The sequence below is a fragment of the Sandaracinaceae bacterium genome, assembly GCA_016706685.1.
Lineage (GTDB): Bacteria > Myxococcota_A > Polyangia > Polyangiales > Houyiibacteriaceae > JADJJE01.
The window spans coordinates 48910-72135 of the sequence record JADJJE010000002.1; the positions used below are offsets into that span (position 1 = coordinate 48910).

Below are 23226 nucleotides of genomic sequence, written 5' to 3' on the forward strand. Positions count from 1 at the left end.
CCTCAGGACCCCGCGCGCAGCCTCGCCCAGGTGGCCACGTTCACGCAGCGCTGACCGCGATCTTGCGGGGGCTCGGGGCATCCCGCTTCGGGAGCGTCACGCGCAGCACGCCATCCGAGAGTTTCGCGTCGATGTGCTCGGCGTCGACCGTCTCGGGGAGCGTGAACGCGCGCCGGAAGGTCCCGCGGACCCGCTCCACGTGGCGGAAGCCGGTCTTCTCGTCCGTGGTGTCGGTGCTCTCGTTGCGCTGGGCCTCGATGGTCAGCACGTTCTTCTCCACGTTGACGCTCACGTTCTCCATGGCCACGCCGGGCAGCTCGGCCAAGATCTCGTAGGCCTCGGGGCGCTCGTGGATGTCCACGGCCGGGCGCAGGTAGCCGTCCGTGACGGCGGCCGGGCGACGCCGGGCGGGGACGGTGCGGTAGAAGTCGGCGAAGGGGTCGAAGAGGGTCAACATGGCGTGGTTCTCCATGGCCGCGTCGCATTTGCGCAGCCGACAGTAGGGGTTGGTCAGATGAGTCCCAAGTGGCCTGTTTATGGGCCGAAAGGGTCTTTTCGGTGACTCGCGGGGCAAGCTAAACACGGCTCCCGGCGTGTCAACGGGGCACCTCGATCCGCCGCGCGGTCGCGAACGGCCTCCCGGTCACGTATGCTCCTGGGAATGAATCCTGCGGGCGCCGTTCGCGTCCAAGGCTCATTCCCGCGCTCGCTCGCACTCGGAGTCTCCATGAAGCACCTTCCTTCTTCCCTCAATCTCCTGTCGCTGGCCGCTGCCTCCCTCCTCACCACGGGCTGCATCACCGTCACCGACGGGACGCCGACGCCCACCACGCCCTTCGGCAGTGACGTCTCCCTGGATGGCCTCTGGGACGTGAACGGGGCCGAGCCCACCGCCCAGTCCTGCGGAGACATCGCCACGGTGCGCGTCGTCGTCTGTTGGGATGCTGCCGCGACCGAGTGCTTCACCACGCAGTCGCTCACCTTTGCCTGCGCCAACGGCGGGTTCGACACGCGGCCCACGCGCGTGCTGGCTGCGGGCGCGTACTACTCCCTCTGGGAGGCGCTCGACTCGTCGGGCAACGTGCTCCAGGAGACCAACCCGCTGCCGCTGGTGGTGACCTCGGTGGGTCACGCCACGCTGGCCACCCCGGACTTCGACGGGGCGCTGCCGTCCACCACGCTCACGGTGCAGGTGCGCTTCCAGAACGCGGCCTTGGGCCCGTTCCTGACCTGTACGGCGGCGAACATCGCCACCAACGAGTTCGACTACACGTTCCACGAGGGCACCGAGTTCACGGACCCGATCATCGCCGGCCCCACCACGCAGAACTGCGGCACGGGCAGCGACGTGCTCTTCACCGAGAACGCGAGCTTCCAGTTCGACAACGGGTCCTACACGTTCTTCGCGAGCGCCGAAGAGACGGTGAACAACTGCACCAGCCTGTGGGACGCGAAGTGCACCTTCACCCTGACGCTGAACACGTCCAACGTGGTGACCTGCAACGCGGCAGTCGTCTCCTCGGGCCCCGGCTGCTGAGCCGGCTGGGTTCCTGGCGCCTTCCCGCGGCTTTGCACCTCGGGAGGCGCGTGCTTACATCCTCTCCGTGTTTCAACTTCCACGCCTGATGCCGCTCACGCGGGGTCTGCTGATCGCCACGGGCGTCAGCTTCCTCCTCCACACGGTCATGCAGGTGTGGGTGCAGTTCCCGCTGGGCTCGTTCACGGCGCTCACCACGGGGCGCCTCACGGTGTGGACGGCGCTCCAGCTGGTCACCCACCCGCTCGGGTGGATCATCATGCCGCGCTCGGCGCTCACGCTGATGTTCGCGCTGCTGATGCTGTGGTGGTCGCTCGGGCCCTTCGAGGAGCGCTACGGCGGCAAGGCCACCCTGCAGCTGGTGATCGGCAGTACGCTGCTGTCCGGGGTGCTCTCCATGCTGGTGGGCCTGCTGGTGAGCCCCGACATCGTCCTGGGTCCCAACACGTGGGTGCTCGCGGGCTGGGGTGCCCTCGGCTGGAGCCTGCGCTACGCGCCCATGAACATCCTCGGGCTGCCGACGCGGGGTGAGGCCTACGTGTGGTTCGCGCTGGTCTTCGTGGCGCTCAACTTCCTGACCGACCCGCGCGTGCCCACGCTGGTGGCGGAGCTGGCGGCCATCGGTGCCGGGGTCGGGTTCGTGGCCTGGCGGCGGCGTCGGCTGCCCCCCGCGCGCGTGTCGTCGGTGATCTCCATTGACTCGGCACGCAAGGGGCGTGACGGGAAGAACAAGCCGGAGTGGCTGAATTGAAGGCCGCGCGGCCGCGCAGGGCGCTGGGGTGGCTGCTCCTGAGTCTCTCGCTCGGGGCCTCGGGCTGCGAGGGCTGCTCCTGCCAGGGGGACCGGCTGGTGACCTTCGGGCTCGACGCGGGCGCGCGCCCTGGGCAGTCGGCGCCCGTGGCCAACGTGCCAGGAGTGAGCGGACCAGACGCAGGCGTGGGCGCCGTGGCGGGCGTGCGCGCGCGTGCGCTGCCGGCCGGCACGCGCCGCGTGGAGCTCAGCGGGCACCCCCTGCAGCGCGACGACGGTGACCTGCGCGCCATCCTCATGGTGGACGTGGACGCCGACGGCGACCAAGACGCCTACGTGCTGCACACGCGCGGCGCGGCACCGGCAGCAGGGGCGGCGGCACCCGCTGCGGGGAGCCCGGGCAGCACGCCCACCGTGGTGCTCTCGCTCGCCCGCGTCGCGCCGGGCGGGGTCACGCTCGCCGAGCTGGGGCACACCCTGGCACCGGCCGACTGCGAGCTGTCCGAGGGCAGCGGCGAGACGCTGGGACCCACGCTGGTGGTGTTGAGCGCGGCCTTTACCTGCGCCACCGGGCCGGCATCGGTGGCGCTCATTGCCAGCCTGGAAGCCCAGCCACGGCTCGAGGAGCGGCTGACCCTGCTGGCCCCTGCACCGGCGGCAAGCACGGACACGCCGGAGCCCGATGCGGCGGCAGCGACGCCCGCCAGCCCTTCGGCACCCTTGCCGGGCGCGACCACGCCAGACCCGAGCGCGCTGCCGCTGGGGCTCGCGCTCCGCGCCGAGGACAAGAACCAGGACGGCACGCCGGACCTGGTGGCGCGCGTCTCCCTGGGCGAGGGCGACGACGCGGTCAGCGTGGACCTCGCTTGGATCGAAGGGGCGAGCGGGCTGGCGCGCGACCGGGCCGAGCCCGAGGCCACGCTGCGCACGCTGGCCAACGCCGCCGCCGACCCGCTCACGCGGCAGCCCGAGGTGGCGCTGCGCAGCGCGCTGCGGGTGCTGGCGCTCTACACCGCGCTGTGTGCCGAGGGCGGCGCCGAGCGCGTGCGGCTGGGTGACGCGCAGGGCCTGCCGTGTGGGCGCTCACGGGGGGCAGGCAAGGCCGCGGCGGTGGTGGCTGCGGCCCACGCGCAGGCGGGTGACGTGTTCGCTGCGGCGCAGGCCCTGGCGCGCCTCGACTCTTCGGCGCTCACGGTCAGCGAGGCCGAGCGCCGCATGGTGACGCGCGCCTACGGGCGTGCTCCCACGCCGCGTGGCCTCGTCATGCGGAAGCTGGCCGACGTGACGGGGCGCGGTGGGCTGTCGTTCCTGGACGACCAGCACGTGCAGCTGCCGGGTGGGCGGGTGATGTCCATCCGCGAGCCTGTGCCCACCGCTGCGCCCCCACCGGCGGCCAGCCCCGAAGACTGCGGGGTCGCGGCTACGGGCAACCAGGCGACCACCAGCCCGGGGGGCGTGCCCACCTCCAATCTGCCGCCGCCGCGCCTCAACGCGGGCTTGGTGGTGGACCCGAGCGGGCGCTTCAGGACGTCGCGCGTGGGGCGCAGCTGCGCGGCCTACGTGGTGGAGCTGTCCGCGCTCGACCCCATTCTGCATGGGCCGCCACGCCTGGCGGTCATCGCCGCGCTCCCCACGCCGCGCTGCGCCGCTGGGGCCCCGGGTGCCATCGAAGCCGCCGAAGACGGGGGCTTCGTTCCTCTCGGCTGGGCGCCCCAGGGCCTGCTCCTGGCGCGTCGCGACGAGCTCTGGGTGGTGCCGCTCACCGACGAGGCGCGCCCGGCGGGCGAGCCCTTCCGCGTGGCCACGGGCGCGCTGCCGCCTGCCCCGGTGAACGGGCCGGCCATCCAGCGCGACGGCTCGCGTTACGTCACCACCCTCGATGCGGGCGTGGTGCTGCACACGCTGGGGCCCGAGCCCAGCCTGACTCTGCTGCGCCCCCCCGGTTGGGGCGAGGTGAGCGGAGACACCGCGGTGCGCGGCGTGGCGCTGGCCCCCGGAGGCAACGCGGTGGTGGTGCAGCGCGGGGCCGCCGTGTATTTGCTGACGTGGTGAACGGCATGCGGCATCCTCTCCCCCACTCGCGCCACACCCTCCGCGCGGAGAAGAACTTGCCCCACGTGCGTCCAGCTCCACGGCCCTCCGCCGCCTCTCGGCTCCTCGCAGGCCTGGGCTCCCTGTTCCTTGCGAGCCCGCGCTCGCTCCGTCTCGCGAGTCCGTTGCTGGCCGTTCTGCTGCTCGTCAGCTGTGGAGGCCGCGAGCCTCGGCCCGCCACCCCGTGCATGTCGGACCGCGAGTGCAACGGGTCCGAGCGCATCTGCCACGAGGGGCGCTGCCGCTTCATCGCCGAGGTCACGGCGGAGCTCCAGGCGCAGCCGGAGCCAGCGCCCACATCCGACGCCGGGCCTGCGGTGGGCGAGACCAGCGATGCCGGGGTGAGCCTGCCCGCTGGGCCGGTGGCGCTCGGCCTGCCCATGTTCATGGGCGATCCGCGGCACACGGGCCGCAGCCCGCACAGCGGTCCCGAGCGCACCCCCACCGAGGCCTACTCCTACGCGAGCACCGGGCGCGTCTTCGCCAGCATCGTGCTGCACCAGGACATCGCCTACGTGGCGTCACTCGGGCGCACCCTGTCGGCGGTGGGCGCGGACGGCAGCCTGCTGTGGCGGTACAGCGCGAGCGGCCGCATCTACGGGACCCCGGCGGTGGCGCCCAATGGCACCGTCTACCTGGCGAGCGACGATGGCTGGCTGACCGCGCTGCGCCCGTCGGGCCAGCCCGCGTTCCGGGTCCAGCTGGGCGACACGCTGGATGGCAGCATCACCATCGGCCCCGACGGCACCCTCTATGTCGCAGGCGACGGGGTGTTCGCGGTCACGCCGCAGGGGCAGATCGCATGGCAGGTGGCCACCGCCGGCCACATCCGAAGCAGCCCTGCGCTGCACCCCGACGGCTTCCTGGTGGTGGGCACCCCCGACGGTTTCGTGCGCGCCATCAACCTGGATGGGCGCCCGCGCTGGGAGGCCCAAGTAGGCGCCAGCATTGACGGAAGCGCTGCGGTGGGGGACGACGGAACCGTCTACATCGGAAATGACGCGGGGTACTTAATCGCGCTGACCCCTGGCGGCGGCGTCCGATGGCGCTATGAAACCGGCGCGGACATTCGAGCGACCCCGGCTGTCTTTCCTGACGGCACCGTGATCGTCGGCTCCTATGACCAACACGTTTACGCCATCCGCCCGGATGGTTCCCTCCGCTGGCGCGTCCCCACTTCTGGGCGCGTGCGCAGCTCTGCCCTCCTGGATGCGAACGGTCGCATCTACGTGGGCTCTCAAGATGACTCCATCTACTGCCTCTCGCCCAACGGCGAGGTCCTCTGGCAGCACAACATCGGCCAGGACGTGGACGCCACGCCGGCGCTCGGACCCGACGGAACTCTGTTCGTCGGCGCCGACGACGGACGCCTCCACGCGCTGCGCTGAACGCTCGCACGGCGAGCCGAGATTTCAATGACGACACTTCATCCCGACGACGTACTGCGCGTCCTCCGCACGCGTGCACCGCGGGCCCTCCAGTTAGGCGAGATCCAGACCCGCCTGTTCGACAACCCCGATGACGCCAAGGCCGCCCGCGGCGAGCTGCTGGCCGTGCTGGACACGCTCTGCGTGCAGGGCTCGGCGCAAGAGATGCCCGGCCTGCGCTTCCGCTTCCAGACCGTGCCCGTGCAGGTGGAGCCTCCGGCGCCGCCCGAGGTGAGCGGGCCCGTGAAGCCGCGCAAGCCCAAGAACAAGTTCGTGGTGCAAGACCGCCACGGCGTCCGGCGCGACGAGCAGCCGACCGACACCCGGGCGCTCGCGCCCATCCCGGCTCTGGCCCCCGTCGTGCCGGACTTCGAGAGCCCGCCCGACAAGCGCGTGGACCTGCGCCCCGCCAACCGGAACGACGGCCGGCCGGCCAATCGGCAAAACGGGCGCAACGACGGCCGCAGTGACAAGCGCAGCGACCGCCCCGACTGGCGCGAGGCCCGTGAGCCGCGTGAGCCCGTGGTGGAAGCGCCGCGCTCGCCCTGGCAGCGCCCCGCTCAGCGCGCCGCCACCGTGGCGGGCTACCTGACTGTGACGCCGCGCGCGTTCGGCTTCGTGGCGGCCGAAGACGGCGGCCCCGACGTGTTCGTGGGCCCCACGTCCATGGGCGCCGCGCTGCACGGCGACAAGGTGGAGGTCGTGGCGCAGCCCTCCGCCAAGGGCCGCGAGGGCTACGTGGTGGGCATCCTGTCCCGCCGCGCCCCGCGCATCACCGGCACGCTGCGCCGCATGGGCAACCAGACCTTCCTCGAGCCCGACGACGTGCGCCTGCGCGGCCCCATGGAGCTGGTGCAGGCCGTGCCCGCCGAAGCCAAGGTGGGTGACGTGGTGGACGCCCGCATCGTGCGCTTCCCGCAGGACGCCAACGAGCGCCCCGGCGTGGTGGTCGAAGGCATCCTCGGCGTGCAGGGCATCACCGCCGTGGAGGTGGCCAAGATCAAGATCCGCGAGAACGTGGTGGAGGAGTTCCCGCCGGCCGTGCTGGCCGAGGCGGCGAACATCCCGCAGCGCGTGGCGCCCGCCGACAAGGTGGGCCGCGAGGACCTGCGCGAGCTCGACCTCTGCACCATCGACCCGGCCGACGCGCGCGACCACGACGACGCGCTCTTCATCGAGCGCAAGAAGGGCGGCGGCTTCCACGTGGTGGTGGCCATCGCCGACGTCTCGCACTACGTGCGGCTCGGCACCGCCATCGACGACGAGGCGCAGGCGCGTTGCACCAGCATCTACCTGCCCGACCGCGTGATCCCCATGCTGCCGCACGAGATCAGCAGCAACCTCGCGTCGCTCGTGCCCAAGAAGGACCGGCTGTGCCTGGCGGTGGACATCACGCTGGACGCCACGGGGCGCGTCACGCACCACCGCTACATCGAAGGCATCATGCGCTCCACCGCGAAGCTCACCTACGAGGGTGTGGCCGACGCGCTGGGGCTCACCACCGAGGGCGGCGTGAAGCAGGCCGCCGCACGCGAGCGGGTGCCCATGCTGCAGGCCCTGCTGGACCTGTCGCGCATCCTGCGGCAGCGGCGCCTCGAGCGCGGCGCGCTCGACTTCGACCTGCCCGAGCCGCGCGTGAAGCTGGACGAGCAGGGCGAGCCCATCGACGTGGTGCGCTCGCGTCAGGACCCCGGCGTGCGCGAGGCCTATCGCGTGGTCGAAGAGATGATGCTGCTGGCCAACGAGACCGTGGCGAGCGACTTGTCGCAGCGCGGCATCCCGGCCATCTACCGCACGCACGGCGCGCCCGCGGCCGAGAAGCTCGAGACCTTCTGCGAGCTGGCGACCTCGCTCGGCGAGCCGCTGGACGCCGAGGCGGCGCAGGACCCGAAGCAGCTCACGGAGTTCCTCGCGCGCATCGAGGGCGAGCCCGCCGCGCCCGTGCTGCGCTACCTGTTGCTGCGCGCCATGCAGCAGGCCATCTACGGCACCGACGACGTGGGCCACTTCGGCCTGGCGGCCAAGCACTACCTGCACTTCACCTCGCCCATTCGGCGCTATCCGGACTTGGCGGTGCACCGCGTGGTGCGCGCCCTGGCCCGCGGCGAGTTCGTGGACGGCGCGCTGCTGCTGCCCATGCTGCGCAAGATGGCGGCCCGCAGCAGCCAGCTCGAGCGCCGCGCCATGACCGTGGAGCGCGACGTGGTGAGCCTCTACCGCTGCCTGGTCATGCGCGACAAGGTGGGCGAAGAGATGAACGCGACCATCAGCGGGCTCGACGAGACTGGCTTCTACGCGAGCATCGACAGCCCCTTCGTGGACGTGTTCGTGCCCTGCGAGCGGCTGACGGATGACTACTACGCGGTGGACCGCCTGGGCGTGCGCCTGGTGGGTCAGCGCGGCGGGCGCGTGTTCGAGATGGGGCAGCCCGTCACCATCCGCGTGGTGAGCGTGGGCCTCGAGCGGCGCCGCGTGGAGGCCGAGCTGGTGGGTGTGCTGGAAGAGCGCCGTCAGCCCGGTGGACGTGGGCGCTCACGCGACGACGGCGGCGGCAAGCCGCGCGGCGAGTGGCAGGGCAAGCGCGGCAAGCCCAAGTCGGCCGAGCGCGGGGACGCGCCCAGCAAGTCGGGCAGCAAGCCCGGCAAGTCCGGTGGCAAGGCGGGCGGCAAGGCGGGTGGTGGCAAGTCGGGTGGGAAGCCCAGCGCGGCCAGCAAGCCCGGCGAGGGCAAGCGCAGCCGCAAGCGCTGAGACGTGCGCACGCTGGCGACTCAGCCGCGCAGTTTGGACCAGTTCTCCACCTCGACACCCTTGAAGCGGGTGAAGTCCTTCACGTTAGGTCCGCGCAGCTGGTCAAGGCAGGGGGCCGCGACGAAGGGCCGGCTTTCCCACCCGGGGGCGGGGGGGGGGGGGTGCTTCGAGATGGGCGATGAGACGATGTTGGTGTCCAGCAGGAAGCGGGCGGTCAAAGCGCGACCTTCCGACCAGGGTCACGATCGCGCGCCGATGCGAACACGTCGTCGTCCAAGCCCAACTCCTGCGGCGGGTGTACGGCGGTGAACCGACGAAAGGCGTCGCCGAAGGGCACGCGCCCACCACGTAGCCGCTCGAATTCGTGCACGGACATCACGACGGCCACGGGCTTACCGCGCCGTGTGAGTTCGATCTCCTCACCGGCCTCTGCTTGGTCCACGATGCTGGGCAAGCTCGAACGAGCTTCGGCGATGGAGTACTGCTTTGCCACGAAATGAATGTACATCTAGATGTACACCTCCGCAAGGGTGCCGAAAGTGATGTCGACTCCGTGCGTGGCTGTCTTGGTGCAGAGTGACATTTGGCGCGACGGTGGGTCGCTGTCTGCGACTGTCCTCGATGGGGACCGACATCGCTCGTTCTGGTTGCAGAGATCGATGGGACCACCCGCGCGACAGTGGCCATGAGAACCTGTTCGTATCGGAAGGGGAACGCCCCGAGTCGAAGGATGTGATGATTGGCATCGCTTCAACGGAGGAATCGCGGTGGCTGACCTATCTCGAGCGGGTTGACGACGCGTCTGCTGAACCCGAGTCGAGACTGCGATTCCGCCAGATCGTCGATGCCCTCCGGGTGCGTCACAGCGCGACACCCACCTGAAGCGCGACACGCAGCCGTGCCTCGCGCGACCGCCTCAGCGCGTGATGCGCTCGATGACCAGCGGCAGCCGTGTGGCGGGCTTGGGGCCCAGCACGAACGCATCGCGCACGCGCGCCACGTGCAGCGTGTGGCCCTTGCGCTCGTTCACGTGCAGGTAGGCCAGCGGCTGACCGGCCTCCACGCGCTCGCCCACGGTGGCGGCCAGCTCGATGCCCACGCGCGGGTCCACCACGTCGTCGGTCTTGGTGCGGCCGGCGCCGAGCGACACCCCCACCAGGCCAAGCTCCAGTGAGTCGAGCGCCTGCACCACGCCGTGCTTCTCCGCCTTGATCACCAGCCGGTGCTCGGCGCTCGGTAGGCGGTCGGGCTCGCTGACCACGCGCGGATCACCGCCCTGCGCGCGCACCATCTTCTCGGTCAGGCGCACCGCGCTCCCGTCGCGCATCACCGCGCGCAGCTGCCGCTCGGCATCGGCGCGGCCCTGGGCCACACCGCCCAGCTGCAGCATCTCCACGCCCAGCGCGAGCGTCAGCTCGAGCAAGTCGGCCGGCCCCTCGCCGCGCAGCGTGAGGAACGCCTCGCGCACCTCGAGCGCGTTGCCGATCATCTTGCCGAGCGGGTCGTCCATGCGCGTGAGCAGCGCGCGCACGTCTTTCCCGGCGCCGCGCCCCACGCGCACTAGGCTCTTGGCCAGCACGCGCGCGTCGTCCACGTTCTTCATGAAGGCGCCGCGCCCCACCTTCACGTCCATCACCAGGCCGTCCAAGCCCTCGGCCAGCTTCTTGGACAGGATGCTGCCCGTGATGAGCGGCACCGACTCGATGGTGGCCGTCACGTCGCGCAGCGCATAGAGGCGCTTGTCGGCCGGGGCCAGGTCCGCCGTCTGCCCGATGATGGCGCAGCCCAGCTTGGCCAGCTGCCGCTGGAACTGCTTGGGCGTGAGGTCCACGTGGAAGCCCGGAATCGCTTCGAGCTTGTCGAGCGTGCCGCCCGTGTGCCCGAGCCCGCGCCCCGCCATCATGGGCACCGGCACCCCGCAGGCTGCCACGATGGGCGCGAGCGACAGGCTGATCTTGTCGCCCACGCCGCCCGTGGAGTGCTTGTCGACCTTCTTTCCGGGGATGGCCGACAGGTCCATCACGCGCCCGCTGTCGCGCATGGCCAGCGTGTAGGCGGTGGTCTCGCGCGGGGTCATGCCGCGGAAGAAGACGGCCATCGCGAGCGCCGCCATCTGGTAGTCGGGCAGCTCGCCCGTGGCGTAGCGGTTCACCAGGGAGCGCAGCTCCACGTCGGTGAGCTCACCCCCGTCACGCTTGTGGGCAATCAGCTCGGGGACCGTGCGGAGCTCGGGGGAGGCGTTCATGCCGGGAGCCTATCGCCAACTGCCCGGTCTCAGAAGCGCAGCGTGGCGGTGGCGCCGTAGTGTCCCGCGCGGGGGTCGGCCTGCGGGACGAGCGAGAGCTGATAGTCACGCTCCGCTGCGCGGTGGCGTCGCCGCGCCCGGACCTTGCGGGGCAGCAGAAACGTGGCCGACAGGATGACGAGGGGCAGGCTGAGCCCCATCAGGGCGATGCCGCCCACCTGCTGCGGGTTGGGGCCGCTGCAGTCCCCGTAGTACGAGTCGCAGTAGTAGTAGGACGAGTTCATCAGCAGCATGGTCCCCGAGACGAAGGCCACGGCGGACCCCGCGAAGGTCATCATGGGCCAGAACAGGCTCGGCCGGCGACCCGGGGGCGGCTGCCGCGCGGGCTCCTGCAGTGAATAGCCCTGCGGAGCGTGCACGTAAGGCGTCCCGCTCCCCGCGTAGCCCGGAACGATGACGTAGGTGGCGCCCGGCGGGGCCTCGAGATCTGCGGGAGCAGACGGCATGGGCTGCGGAGCGGGCGAACGGGGCAACGGGGCCACGGGCCGCGACGGGCTGATCTGCAGCTCCGTGAGCTCGCGGATGTCGAGCGCCAGCACCTCACCCGAGTCCGTGCGGATGACCACCCGCTCGCCGGGGATGTAGACCTCGATCTCACCCGTGACGACACCCCCCGAGACGAGGCGGGCCGTGCCGCGGTCGGCGTGGGCACAGAGTGGGAGCGCGAGCACGGCGGCCAGCGTGGAGATCACCAGCGCACACGCCGCCGCACGCCGTCTCAGGATGGAGAGTGTCATGCGGGACCACCAATGCAGTGCCCGTGCCACGGCGTTCGCCACAGCATTCTCGCGGTCCAGGACGCTCTTGCAGGGGTGTCAACGCGCCTTCCGTGTCGCCCCGGCGCACCGCGCTTGGCACAGTCTGGCCCGGCGGCACACTCGGCGCCGTGGCCCGGCAGCACAGCCCGCTACTCGAAGTCCACCCGCTCCACGAGGCGCATGGGAACCTGCGTGGGCGCGCCGCCCTGGCCGTGCACGGTGATGGACTGCCTCGGGAGGTACTCGACGATCACGCCGCGCACCGCACCACCGGCGCGATAGTGCACCGTGGCGATGGCCGGGCTGCGTGGAAAGGGTTGGCGCCCAGCGTGGAGGGTGCGCTGCCCGCGGGCGCTCGTGCCCATTCGGAGGAAGCGCTCTCGTGCCTCCGCGTGCGCGGCGTGCAGCGCGGCCCCGCGCTCGTTCGAGTAGCGAGCCGCCAGCGGCCGATTGCAGTCGACCCGGCGTAGCGACGTGAGCCAGTTGGCCACCTGGGCCCAGTGCGCGCTTCCGGCCTCCAGCACCTCGACATCGAGCTCCGCCGGCGCGTAGCGCACCACGTAGACGCGACCTGCGGCCACTTCGCCCGTGAGCAGCTCGGGCACCGGTCGGGGGACGCGTGACGACTGGCGGTGTCCCGGCGCGAAGTACAGCTCCACCTCGCCCGCCGGCACGTCGATGACCGTCCACTCACCCGCATCGAGCTGCGCTTGGACCTGGTGTGTGTCCGCGGCGACGACGTTGACCGAATAGCCGCCGCCTTCTTCAGAGGGCCACATGAGCACGATGGAGGCGCGCTCGCTCGTCACCTCGGGGAGAGCTCCCTGGGAGGTAGACGGGACCGAGAGCAGCCACGGGTTGGAGCAGCTCGCGAGCGTGACTGCGACCAGCGACATGATGACCAGCTGGGGGCGGCCAGCCACCCCTCTCCCTGCGACGCACGGCTTCATGCGGCGAAGGGTACACCATTCGTCGGCGCGGGGAGGCGACGGAGAGTCTCCGGTTGAAACGCTCGCGGCACTTGCGCGACCCCACCCCGGACGCACGGGCGACCAGCCCGCCCCAATGACGTAAGGTGAGACCATGACCGCCGCTCCCCGGGTGCTCGCCGCGCCCGCCCTGCTCCTGACCACCTTCGCCCTGCTGGCCACCTCCTGTGCGGGCACGCCGCGCACGCTCACGTACCACCAGGTGCGCAGCGACCGCATGAGCGGCGCGCGGCTGAGCTACTCGGTGTGGGTGCCGCCCGACTTCCGTGACGACGAGCGGCTGCCGCTGATCACCTTCCTGCACGGCGGCGGCGACGACCCGGCCACCTTCGACGACCAGGGCCTCCCTGCGGAATTCCGCGCGGCCAGCGAACGCGGCGAGCTGCCGCGGGCCGTCATCTTCTTCCCGCAGGGCGACAACGGCTTCTGGGCCAACTGGTACGACGGCACGCGCCTCTACCAGGACTGGATCCTGGAGGAGCTCATCCCCGAGGTGTCGCGTCGCTACCACACGCTGCCGTGCCCCGAGGACTGCCACGTGATGGGCGTGTCCATGGGCGGCTACGGCTCGCTGCGCCTGGTGATGGACCGCCCCGGGCGCTTCGCGTCGCTCACCGCCATCAGCGCCCCCATCTTCGACACCGAGCAGATGATGACGTTCGCGACCGACCGCATGACGTCGCTGTTCATCCCGGTGCACCGCGTGTGGGGGCCGGCCAACGAGGCCGAGATCCGCGGGCGCGACCCCTTCCTGGTGTGGCGTAGCGTGGCCGACCTGCACGGCACGCGCGTGGCCATCCACTGGGGCAGCGACGACCGCGAAGGCATCAAGGAGACCAACGAGCGGCTGCACGAGCACTTCGAGCAGCAGGGCATCCCGCACACGGCCGTGGAGTACACCGGCAACCACAGCTGGCGCAGCTGGAGCCCGGTGATCCAGGGCGCCATGCGCGAGCAGCTGGGTACGGCCGCGGAGTAGCGCCGCTGGGCAGGGGGAGGGGGCGCAGGGCCGCTGGCCAAGCCGGCGCCCTCCGGTCAGAGTGCAGCCCGATGGAAGCAACTGCAGCAGGCGGCGCTCAGGCAGCGCCCAAGAAGCCGTGGGCATTGGTCACCGGAGGGAGCCGCGGCATCGGCGCGGCCATCAGCAAGGCGCTGGCGGCGGCGGGCCACCCCATCCTGCTGAACTACCGCAGCAACGACGCGGCGGCGCAGGCGGTGAAGGCCGAGATCGAGGCGGCGGGCGGGCACGTGCGCCTGCTGCGCTTCGACGTGGTGGACCGCGAGGCCACCTTCGCGGCCATCGATGCGCTCATCGCCGAGGGCCTGCCCATCGGCGTGCTGGTGAACAACGCGGGCGTCTCGGCGGACAACGCCTTCCCCATGATGACCCCCGAGCAGTGGGACCCCGTCATGCGCGTGAACCTGGACGGCTTCTACAACGTCACGCAGAAGCTGGTCATGCCCATGATCCGCTTGCGCAAGGGCCGCATCATCACCGTGTCCAGCGTGAGCGGCGTCATCGGCAACCGCGGGCAGGTGAACTACAGCGCCGCCAAGGCCGGGCTGATCGGCGCCACCAAGGCGCTGGCCATCGAGTGCGCCAAGCGCGGCGTCACCGTCAATGCCGTGGCCCCCGGGCTCATCGAGACCGACATGGTGGTGGACGCGCCGCTCGACATCATCAAGAAGCACATCCCCATGCGCCGCTTCGGGCAGCCCGAAGAGGTGGCCGCGCTGGTGGCGTTCTTGGCCAGCGACGCGGCCGGCTACATCACGGGGCAGTGCGTGTCCATCAGCGGCGGGCTCTAGCGGCAGGTGTTGCGCGTCGTCCTGACCATCCTGAACGTGGTGCTGGCGGTGACCTACCCGCTGGCCGTGTGGTGGTCGCTCACGCACACCAGCGCGCGCAACACGGGGCTGCTGGTCATGCTGGTGCTCATCCCCGGCATCGCGCTGCGCCTGCGCGGCAAGACCCGCAGCGAGCTGTGGCCCGTGCTGCGGGTGCCCCTGGTGGTGCTGGGCGTGCTGCTGCTGGGCGTGCTGCTGAACGACCCGCGCTTCGTGTTTGCCATGCCGGTGCTCATCAACGTGGGGCTCCTGATCACGTTCGGGAGCACGCTGCGCACGGACCTGCCCATGATCGAGCGCTTCGCGCGCATGCAGGACCCCAACCTGAGCGAGGCACAGCGCGCCCACTGCCGGCGCTGGACGGTGCGCTGGTGCGTGTTCTTCGTGGTCAACGGCAGCGTGGCGCTCGCGCTCGCGCTGCTGGCCGACGTGCGCAGCTGGGCCACCTACACGGGCGGCATCGCCTATGCGCTGATGGGCGGCATGTTCACGGCCGAGTTCCTGGAGCGGCGCTACCGCTTCCGCGAGTACGGCCCGGGCCGGCTCCTGCCGCACGACTGGCTGCTGAAGAAGGTGTGGCCCCCGCATGCCTGAGACCGACCCGCAGGTGCCGGCGCCCGTGACGGCACCCACCGATGTCGCCGCGCAGCGCCGCTGGCGAGACGTGTCCGAGCACGGCACGCGCGTGGGCATCAAGGCGGTGGTGGTGCTGGCCACGCTCTTCGGCCGCGGCCCCACACGCTTGCTCGGCTTCTTCCTGGCGCTCTACTACACGCTGCGCTCGCGTGTGGCGCGCGAGTCCGGCGACGAGCTGCGGCGCCGCCTGGGGCTGCCGCTCGGCTTCCGGCCGGCGTTCCACCACGTGCTGCGCTTCGTGCAGACCACCATGGACGCGTTGTTCTTCTTGCGCGGCAAGACCCGCTGGTTCCGGGTGAGCCGCAACGGCAAGGAGCACCTGCAGCGCCTGCGCGACACCAAGCAGGGCGCGGTGCTCCTGGGCGCGCACCTGGGCAGCTTCTACGCCATGCGCATGCAGAGCACCGAAGAGGCCCTGCCGCTGTACCCGGTGGTCTACACGCAGCACGCGCGGCGCATCAACGACGTGCTCGAGGACCTGGACCCCGGCGGCAAGACGCGCCTCATCGAGATGGGCGGCGGCGACCAGCTGGACTTCATGCTCAAGATCCGCGAGCGCGTGGAAGAGGGGGGCCTCGTGGCCATCCTGGGGGACCGCCCGCCGCCCGATGGCAAGACGGTGGAGGTGGACTTCCTGGGTGGGCGCGTGCTGCTGCCGGCCGGCCCCTACATCCTCGCCGCGTCGCTGCGCTGCCCGGTGTACTTCACGGCCGGCCTCTACCGCGGCGGCAACCACTACGAGCTGTTCTGCATCCCGTTCGCCGAGCAGATCGTGCTGCCGCGCGGCGAGCGCCAAGAGGCCATCGCGCGCTACGCTCAGCAGTACGCGGACCTGCTGGCCGAGTTCGTGCGCAAGGCCCCCGACAACTGGTTCAACTTCTTCGACTTCTGGAAGCCCGACGCGAACGAGCCGGGGCCCCGTGAAGAAAAGCCCTGAGGCCACGTCCATGCAGCTCTCCATGCGCCGCCCCCTGCTCGCCCTCTCGCTCGCCCTCTGCTGCGTCACCCTCGCCGGTGCCAGCCCCACGTCTTCGCAGGCGCAGCCCGCGGCCCCCACTCTCGAGCGCCTGCTGGCCGGCTTCGCGTCCATGACGGGCATGTCGGCGCGCTTCGTGGAGGAGAAGCAGATCGCCCTCCTGGTACGGCCCATCCGCAGCGAGGGCGTCCTGTACTTCACGGCTCCCGGGCGGCTGATGCGGCGCGTGACCTCGCCCACGGTGTCGGCCGCGCTCATCGAGGGCGACACGCTCACGTTCGTGGGCGACGGGCGCCGCGAAGAGATCCCCATCAGCAGCAACGCGGTGGTGGGCGGCTTCGTGTCGTCGTTCCGGCACGTGCTGGCGGGCGACCGTGCCGCGCTCGAGCGTGCCTTCACGTTGCGCTTCGAGGCCCTCGGCGGTCAGCGCTGGCGCCTGCGGCTGCTGCCGCGCAACGCGGACCTGCGCCGCTTCCTCACCGAGATGGAGCTGGTGGGTGAAGGAGCGCGCGTCGAAACGATGGTGATGCGCGAGGCGAGCGGCGACCTGACCACCACCACGTTCAGCGAGGTGGACACGGCACGTCGGTTCAGTGCCGCCGAGACGCGGGACCTGTTCCGCCTCTAGGGGAAGGCTATAACGGATCACGGGTGAGCCATGGTGGAGCACAGCGGCCCGCGTGGAACCGCCTGGTGCGCCCCGATCTCTGACTGGCTTGGTTATTGCTGACCTTGCGAGCCAATGACGACGAACGTGGATGGCGAGCAAGGACGCACCAAGGGCACCATCGAGCTGGTGCTGGGTTCCCTGGTGAACGAGGACGTGGCGGCCATCATCGCGCCCGCTGGGCAGGCTTGTGGGAGCTTCGGCCGCACGCAGCTCGCCATCCATCGGGCCGCTGGGCCGGGCCTCGCCCAGGAGTACCAAGACTGCGTCGGCAAGCTGCCTGGCGGCCGGCTCAACCCGTTCGACCACATCGTGACCGCCGGCCATGCGCTGCGCGCCCGATACGTGGTGCACTGCGGCCTCCTCGAGGCGCGGGAGGCGGGCGAGCACGCCGAGGCCGCGCTGGCCAGCTGCCTAGAGGACGTGTTCGAGACCTGCCGCTCGCTGGGGGTGGACTCCGTGGCGCTGCCCGCGCTGGGCACTGGGGCCTGTGGCTATCGCACCAGCATGGTGGCGCGCGTTTCCATGCGCTGCGCGGTGGCCGCCCAGCGTCACTTGGCAGGCCCGTCGCGCATCCGCTTCCTGCTGGCGGGCCCGGCCACGTTGGAGAGTTTCCTCCACGCGCTGTCGTCCACGGAGTGAGTCAAAATGACACAGACGTCACGCTGCGGGCGCGTGAGTGTGCGTTTTGTCATGTGGCGTCACATAGCTGACACCAAACCGGCGTGAGGGCGACACATGGGCCTCGTATCCCCGGCGCCATGTCACAGACGACGTGCTCACGCGCCCTGGCGCTAACCCTGTTGCTGACGGCCGCCACGGCCGAGGCGCAGCCCACCCCCATCGCTCCACCGGACGACACGCCCGAGTCACAGGCGGTGGCCACTCCCATCGCGGGGCCCCCAGTGAACCCGGCCGACGTGGATGTCTCGGCCGTCGAAGCCGAAGAGGTGGAGGCCGAAGAGGCGCCTGTCGACGACACCGGCCGCGTGACGGCCTCGCTCGGGCGCGGCGTTCGCATCGAGAGCACCGATGGCCGCTTCATGCTGAACATCCGCGCGCGCGCCCAGCTGCTGGCCACGGCGCTGAGCGACACGGATGCGGGCGGCGACGGCTCCATCACCTTCCAGGCGCGCCGCGCGCGTCTGCTCTTCCAGGGCCATCTGTTCGGGCCCGAGTGGACGTACTACCTGCAGCTCGGCTTCTCCAACCGCGACACCGAGTCCGACCTGCGCCTGCCGCTGCGCGACGCCTACATGAACTGGTCGGGCCTGCGCGACATGAACATCCGCTTCGGCCAGATGAAGGTGCCGCACGACCGCCAGCGCGTGAACTCGTCGAGCGCACTCCAGATGGTGGACCGCTCCATCGTCACGGGCGAGTTCAACTTGGACCGCGACGTGGGCATCCAGCTGTTCTCCACCGACGTGGGCGGCCTCGACGGGCGCCTGGCGTATGCGGTGGGTGTCTTCGGCGGCGACGGCCGCAACCGCATCACGGGGGACTTCGGCCTGCTCTACGTGGGGCGCGTGTCGTATCTGCCCTTCGGCGGCTTCGAGGACTACGTGGAGAGCGACCACGGCCGCGCCCCCGAGCCACGCCTCGCGCTGACGGCGGGCTTTGCCTACAACCAGAATTCGGTGCGCGAGCGCAGCACCTTCCAGGGGACGTACCAGCTCGGCAGCTTCGACTTCATGCACGCCAACTTCGACGCGGTCTTCAAGATGAGCGGCTTCTCGCTCTCGGCGCAGGCGTTCATGCGTCAGGCCCGCGGCGCCAACGTGCTCACGGACCCCATGGACCCGGCCAACACCGAGACCGCGCGCGTGGGCTACGGCGCCTTCGTGCAGGCCGGCTACCTGTTCACCGACAACCTCGAGCTGGTCGCGCGCTTCGGTGAGATCCGCCCGTCACGCAACGGCGTGAGCGCGCTCGGCCGCCAGGGCGAGCTGGGCGGCGGCTTGAACTGGTACTTCCAGAAGCACGACTTCAAGATCCAGCTCGACTACTTCTGGCTCTACGGCGACGGCTTCGACGAGGGCCGCCACCAGGTGCGCATCCAGTCGCAGTTCTTCTTGTGAGGCCGGGCGAGCAGGCTGCGGCTCAGGGCACGACCTCGAGCTGCAGCGTCTGCCAGGTCGTTCCGCCGCGCTCGTCGCGCAGCACCACGTAGAGCGACAGCACGCCCGGCGTGGTCGGCGCGAGGAAGCGGTTGCGGCTCTCGGTGGCGGTGTCGTCTGCGGCCACGCCCGTGCGCGGCTGCACCAGACCCGGCTGCGTGGCCAGCCAGGACACGCGCATCGACTCGCGTCGCGTGACAACCTCGCGCTCGAGGGGGTCGAACGCGACATACGTCTCGGCGCCCTCGCACGTGCGCAAGAGGCGGCAGTCGTCGCTGCAGTCCTCGGCGTTCTCGTCGGGCAAGCAGACGCCATCGCCGCAGACGGCCTCGGTGGGGCACTCGGGCCAGCGCACCACCAGCTCGATCTCCTCGCCCGGCGCCAGGGTGACCAGGTCGTTGTTGCGCACTTCCTCCTCCGTCGCGTCCGCCCGAACGATGAGCATCTGGTCGATGTCGGGGTTCCGGTTGCGGCGCGTGCGCCGACGAAAGTCGGCCGACTGCTCTTGCGACGCTCCCGCGAGGCCGCAGGAGATGCGGTGCTCGTAGAACGAGACGGAGTCCCCGAGCGCCACGCGCACGGGCTGTCGGTAGCCACCCGTCACGTCGGGGTCCGCTGGGCGTCCGGCTTCGCCCGTGCTGGTGGGCGGTGAGTCCGGACCGTAGTAGCGGCAAGCGTCGATGGGCATGGTGGCAGAGACCGGTTCGGCCGCCGAGATGGGCAGCGTGGCCTCCGGATCGCCCTGCACGCAGCGCGCGCTGACGGGACCCAGCTCCGCCTGCGGCTTGATGTCTTGGCAGTGCTTCCAGTCCAACCGTGCGTCCGTGATGGTTCCGTCCGGGGACACGACGAGTGCGCGGTAGACCACGGGATCGTTCGGTGCCGCCTCGGGAGGCGTGGCGCTCACCGCGATGACCTGCTGATCGACGATGACTGTCTCGTCCACGTCGAAGTCCGGGACGCAGCCCGTGAGCACGGCGACGGAGAGGACGGCGAGAGCGCTGGGGCGCGTTAGAAGTTCCATTGGAGTCCGACCACGGGGAGGATGGGCAGACCACGGATGGTCTGACGGGTACTGAAGTCCGGCGAGTAGATGTACTCCTCGACGTTCTTGCGGTTGGTGACGTTCTGCACCTCGAGGTAGACCGACAGCTCGGTCCCGTGCACGTCGGCTTGGTATCCGACGCGGAGGTCGAGCTGATAGAACGGGTCGAGGCGGATGCCGTTGTGCCGGCCGAAGAGCGGCTGGTAGCGGTCGCGCGAGGCGTCGAAGTAAGACCCCAGGACTTGGGTGCGCGGGAAGCCCGACGCGTAGCGAAAGCGCCCCGACAGTTCCAGCCCGAACGACGCGGTCCAGCCGAGCACCGCTGTGGCGACGTGCGTTTGGTCGTAGTCGAACAGGCGCCAGTCCTCGCCGGGAGCGGCGCGGCGCTCGGCGCGCGAGAGCGTGTAGCTCACCCAGCCGAAGACCCCGTGCGGAAGCTGAGCGCGCAGCATGGCCTGGCCACCGAACACGCGTCCGTCGCCCGTCGCGGTCAGCGCGCCCGCGACCTCCGCCGGCTCCTGCGTGGAGCGCATGGCCAGCGCGCTCGACAGGCTCACGAACCCGGTGAGCTCGAGCTCCAGCGCCTCGATGGGCTGGACGGCGACGCTCATCAGCGCCTGAGTGGCGCGCGCCCGCGGCAGAGCGGGATTGCCGAACTGCGCCGAGCGATCCTCGCCGGCGGCGATGCGGCCATAGCGACCGATCGAGCCGCGGATGGCCAGCCCGTCCATCACGTTCACGGCGACGGCGATGCGCGGCTCGAGCGTCAGGTCCTGCGTGAAGGCGCCCGACGCGGGGGTGTTGCCCTCCGCGGGGAGGCGCTTCGAGACACTGTAGGCGTAGGTGTCGAGGCGCAGACCGGGGATGATCTCGAGGCGGTCGCCGAAGAACGAAGCGCTGGCCTCCACGAATGGCGCGATGCCGACCTCGGTCGTGTCGTAGCGGTCGGCCGAGAGCGAGTCAGGGGGCGGCTGACCGAAGGCGCGGATGTCCCCTTCACGCGCGGGCAAGCCCACCGAGCCACGTCGCTCGTGCTGCCCGAGCACCAGCTCGGCGTCGATGCCCGTTCGCAGCGTGAGCCACGTGGCCGCGCGCGTGGAGTAGCTGGCGCGCAGACCGATGCGCACGGAGTCGAGCGCGGCCTCCGCCGAGATGGGGCCGAACGAGCTCGAGCGGCTGGTCTGATCGTAGCCCACGAAGGGCACCACCTCGACCGTGTCACCGCTGCTCGCCTCGTGGCGGTAGCGCAGATAGAAGCGGTTGTAGTCGAGCGAGCGGCTCTCGGTGGTGCGCAGCGCCGGGTCGGCGTTCTCGCGAACGCGCGTGAAGCGGTCGCCGCCCATCAGGCCCACGATGTCGAGCGTGCCGCCGTTGGCGAGGACCAAGCCCGCGCGCGCCTGGCCGTCCCAGAACTGCGGGATGGGGATGAACTCGTCCACGTCCTCGTCCACCGCCTGCGCGATGCGGTCGAGGATGCCGTAGCGCGCCGCGGCGCCCGCGTAGCTGCCGTTCTCCGCGCGGTAGGTCAGCGTGGCCGACACGTCGAAGATGTCGAACCCGACGCTGCCGTGGAGCCCGTCCTCCGTGGGGCCGCGCGACTCCACCAGCACCACACCACCAAGACCGCGTCCGTAGGCCGCGCCCGCACCGCCGGGGATCAGGGTCAGGCCCTGCACGAAGGCTGGGTGCACCGTCGAGCGGATGCCGCCTTCGTGATAGAGGCGAGGGAGCGGCACGCCGTCGATGTAGACGCGTGTGTCTTCGGGGGACGCGCCCCACACGATCAGCTGGCCCGTTCCCGCGCCCGAGCGACCCACGCCGGGCAGGCTCTCGACGACGCGCACGACGTCGCCCCCGGTGCCGGGCACCGAGCGCGCCTGCTCGGCGTCGATGCGCGTGGACACCACCTCGCGGCGCAGCGCGGGCGCGACGACCACGATCTCGAGGTCATCGGTCTCTTCGCCCTCCGCGGCGGGAGGCGCCCGCAGCGCGATCTCGTAGGTGACCTCGAGGCGCTCGCCAGCCACCAGCTCCTCGCGCACCTGCACCGAGTCGATGGTGTCTCCGGTGAGCGTCAGCAGCACCTCGCCGGGCTCGATGCCCTCGAGCACGAAGCGGCCGCGCTCGTCGGTGGTGACGTTGGGGCCCTCGGTGATGCTCAGGGTGACACCCGGAAGCGGCTCGCCCGTGGCGCGGTCGCGCACGGCGCCGGCCAGCGTTGCCGTGGTGATGACCGGCGGCGGTGGCGCGGGCGGCGTGAAGCGGTAGCGATACTGGATGCGGATGGCCGCGGGCACGCCGTCGATCTCGGCGGGGCTGAACCGGAACTGCCGGGCCGCCGCGAGGGCCGCCTCGTCGAACGCGGCGCCGCCGGACTCGATCACCGAGACCGCGTCGACACCACCCGTGGCGTTGATGGTGATGTCCAGCAGGACGTTCACCTCACCCGCGATGTCCACCTGGTCGGCCGGGTAGGTGGCCTCGACGAATTGCAGCAGCTCGGGGGCACGGGTCAACGTGGGGCCAGGCTGCGCCAGCGCGGTGCCGGCCGCGATCAACACCGAGAGCGCGGCCAAGGGGGGAGTGAGGCGTGTCATAGCGTGAATCGAATGGAGACGACGAAGCTGGCGGCCACGGCACGGCCACACTCGAGCGCGGGCTCGAAGCGGCTGGCGAGGGCAGCCTGGACGGCGGCGTCATCGAGCCCGTGTCCGAGCGGCGAGATCACGGTGGCGTTCGTGACGGCGCCCGTGGCGTCCACCTCGAGGCGGACGCGCACACGCCCCTCGATGGCGGCGGCGCGCGCGCCGTCGGTGTAGCGCGGGTGCGCCATGGAGACGGGGCGTGGGCGCGCCGTCTCGCCCCCGCAGGCCTCGGCTTCGCTGCCCGCAGGGGCAGGGGCGGCCGCGACGAGATCCTGAGCAGCCCGAACGCGCGTGCGGGTGGTGCCGGTGCCGCCCACCACGCCGCCCGGGTCACCCACGGCGACCGCGATGCCGCCGGGGCCGGTGTTGCCCAGCACCACGCCGAACGCCATGGGGGGTGGGGGCGCGCCGTCGGTCGGAGCGGGCGCATCGGCGACGGGGTCCGCAGCGACCGCGCGCTCGGTGGTCCGAGTGCGAGCCACGGGCTCCGTGACCGGCACCTCGATGGGGGGCGGCGGTGGCGGCGGCTCCACCTCGTCGGGTGTTGCCGGGTCCTGCACGAACACCTCGTAGCGCTCGGGCGGCGCCGGCGCGCGCTCGATGCGAGACATCACGACGGCCGCTGACGCATGGCCGACGAACGAGAGGACGTAGAAGGACAGAAGGATGCGACGGGACACGGCG

21 protein-coding genes are annotated in these 23226 nt (G+C 71.1%); 12 read left to right on the forward strand and 9 right to left on the reverse strand.

Annotated features, from left to right (window positions below; genetic code table 11):
* Positions 1–40: 40 nt before the first annotated feature.
* Positions 41–457 carry an Hsp20/alpha crystallin family protein gene (locus tag IPI43_03730; protein MBK7773234.1) on the reverse strand — a complete coding sequence of 139 codons (417 nt, stop codon included), beginning with the start codon at positions 455–457 and terminating at the stop codon, positions 41–43.
* A gap of 270 nt (positions 458–727) precedes the next feature.
* On the opposite strand from IPI43_03730, the gene IPI43_03735 reads away from it, so the two are divergent.
* From IPI43_03735 to rnr, 5 genes are all read left to right on the forward strand, one after another.
* Positions 728–1537: a hypothetical protein gene (locus IPI43_03735; GenBank protein MBK7773235.1), complete on the forward strand. Its 810-nt coding sequence runs from the start codon at positions 728–730 to the stop codon at positions 1535–1537.
* Positions 1538–1604: 67 nt separating this feature from the next.
* Positions 1605–2288, forward strand: coding sequence for a hypothetical protein (locus tag IPI43_03740; protein ID MBK7773236.1), 684 nt, complete (start codon positions 1605–1607; stop codon positions 2286–2288).
* A complete protein-coding gene (locus IPI43_03745) occupies positions 2276–4339 on the forward strand; it encodes a hypothetical protein (GenBank protein MBK7773237.1) in 2064 nt (687 codons plus the stop codon). The genes IPI43_03740 and IPI43_03745 overlap by 13 nt, the downstream gene beginning before the upstream one ends.
* A 227-nt stretch (positions 4340–4566) precedes the next feature.
* Complete coding sequence (locus IPI43_03750; GenBank protein MBK7773238.1) at positions 4567–5766, forward strand: PQQ-like beta-propeller repeat protein; 1200 nt, start codon at positions 4567–4569, stop codon at positions 5764–5766.
* Between the two features lie 27 nt (positions 5767–5793).
* Positions 5794–8553: a ribonuclease R gene (gene rnr, locus IPI43_03755; GenBank protein ID MBK7773239.1), complete on the forward strand. Its 2760-nt coding sequence runs from the start codon at positions 5794–5796 to the stop codon at positions 8551–8553.
* 20 nt (positions 8554–8573) lie between these two features.
* On the opposite strand, the gene IPI43_03760 is transcribed toward rnr, so the two are convergent.
* The 5 genes from IPI43_03760 to IPI43_03780 form a co-directional block, all read right to left on the reverse strand.
* Positions 8574–8771: a hypothetical protein gene (locus IPI43_03760; protein ID MBK7773240.1), complete on the reverse strand. Its 198-nt coding sequence runs from the start codon at positions 8769–8771 to the stop codon at positions 8574–8576.
* The gene (locus tag IPI43_03765) at positions 8768–9046 is read right to left on the reverse strand and encodes a type II toxin-antitoxin system Phd/YefM family antitoxin (protein MBK7773241.1); all 279 of its coding nucleotides are present in this window, start codon (positions 9044–9046) and stop codon (positions 8768–8770) included. Before IPI43_03765 ends, IPI43_03760 begins: the two co-directional genes overlap by 4 nt.
* Positions 9047–9469: 423 nt before the next feature.
* Complete coding sequence (locus tag IPI43_03770) at positions 9470–10798, reverse strand: thymidine phosphorylase (GenBank protein MBK7773242.1); 1329 nt, start codon at positions 10796–10798, stop codon at positions 9470–9472.
* A 29-nt stretch (positions 10799–10827) separates the two neighbouring features.
* Positions 10828–11595 (reverse strand): hypothetical protein, encoded by a 768-nt coding sequence (locus IPI43_03775; GenBank protein ID MBK7773243.1) that lies wholly within the window; start codon positions 11593–11595, stop codon positions 10828–10830.
* Positions 11596–11765: 170 nt separating this feature from the next.
* Positions 11766–12512 carry a hypothetical protein gene (locus tag IPI43_03780; protein MBK7773244.1) on the reverse strand — a complete coding sequence of 249 codons (747 nt, stop codon included), beginning with the start codon at positions 12510–12512 and terminating at the stop codon, positions 11766–11768.
* 187 nt (positions 12513–12699) lie between these two features.
* Between IPI43_03780 and IPI43_03785 the strand changes: the two genes are divergently transcribed.
* The 7 genes from IPI43_03785 (at position 12700) to IPI43_03815 (ending at position 18813) form a co-directional block, all read left to right on the forward strand.
* Positions 12700–13584 (forward strand): hypothetical protein, encoded by an 885-nt coding sequence (locus IPI43_03785; GenBank protein ID MBK7773245.1) that lies wholly within the window; start codon positions 12700–12702, stop codon positions 13582–13584.
* A 71-nt stretch (positions 13585–13655) separates the two neighbouring features.
* Positions 13656–14414: a 3-oxoacyl-ACP reductase FabG gene (gene fabG / locus IPI43_03790; protein MBK7773246.1), complete on the forward strand. Its 759-nt coding sequence runs from the start codon at positions 13656–13658 to the stop codon at positions 14412–14414.
* A 6-nt stretch (positions 14415–14420) separates the two neighbouring features.
* A complete protein-coding gene (locus IPI43_03795; GenBank protein MBK7773247.1) occupies positions 14421–15047 on the forward strand; it encodes a hypothetical protein in 627 nt (208 codons plus the stop codon).
* Positions 15040–16026 (forward strand): lipid A biosynthesis acyltransferase, encoded by a 987-nt coding sequence (locus IPI43_03800; GenBank protein MBK7773248.1) that lies wholly within the window; start codon positions 15040–15042, stop codon positions 16024–16026. The genes IPI43_03795 and IPI43_03800 overlap by 8 nt, the downstream gene beginning before the upstream one ends.
* Complete coding sequence (locus tag IPI43_03805; GenBank protein ID MBK7773249.1) at positions 16010–16693, forward strand: outer membrane lipoprotein carrier protein LolA; 684 nt, start codon at positions 16010–16012, stop codon at positions 16691–16693. Before IPI43_03800 ends, IPI43_03805 begins: the two co-directional genes overlap by 17 nt.
* Positions 16694–16807: 114 nt before the next feature.
* On the forward strand, positions 16808–17374 hold the full coding sequence (locus IPI43_03810) for a macro domain-containing protein (GenBank protein ID MBK7773250.1): 567 nt from the start codon (positions 16808–16810) through the stop codon (positions 17372–17374).
* 119 nt (positions 17375–17493) lie between these two features.
* Complete coding sequence (locus IPI43_03815; GenBank protein ID MBK7773251.1) at positions 17494–18813, forward strand: porin; 1320 nt, start codon at positions 17494–17496, stop codon at positions 18811–18813.
* Between the two features lie 22 nt (positions 18814–18835).
* On the opposite strand, the gene IPI43_03820 is transcribed toward IPI43_03815, so the two are convergent.
* The 3 genes from IPI43_03820 to IPI43_03830 are packed head-to-tail and all read right to left on the reverse strand — an operon-like array spanning position 18836 to position 23222.
* Complete coding sequence (locus IPI43_03820) at positions 18836–19876, reverse strand: hypothetical protein (GenBank protein ID MBK7773252.1); 1041 nt, start codon at positions 19874–19876, stop codon at positions 18836–18838.
* Positions 19864–22494, reverse strand: a complete 2631-nt coding sequence (locus IPI43_03825) for a TonB-dependent receptor (protein MBK7773253.1) — start codon at positions 22492–22494, stop codon at positions 19864–19866. Before IPI43_03825 ends, IPI43_03820 begins: the two co-directional genes overlap by 13 nt.
* Complete coding sequence (locus IPI43_03830; GenBank protein MBK7773254.1) at positions 22491–23222, reverse strand: energy transducer TonB; 732 nt, start codon at positions 23220–23222, stop codon at positions 22491–22493. Before IPI43_03830 ends, IPI43_03825 begins: the two co-directional genes overlap by 4 nt.
* Positions 23223–23226: the final 4 nt, after the last annotated feature.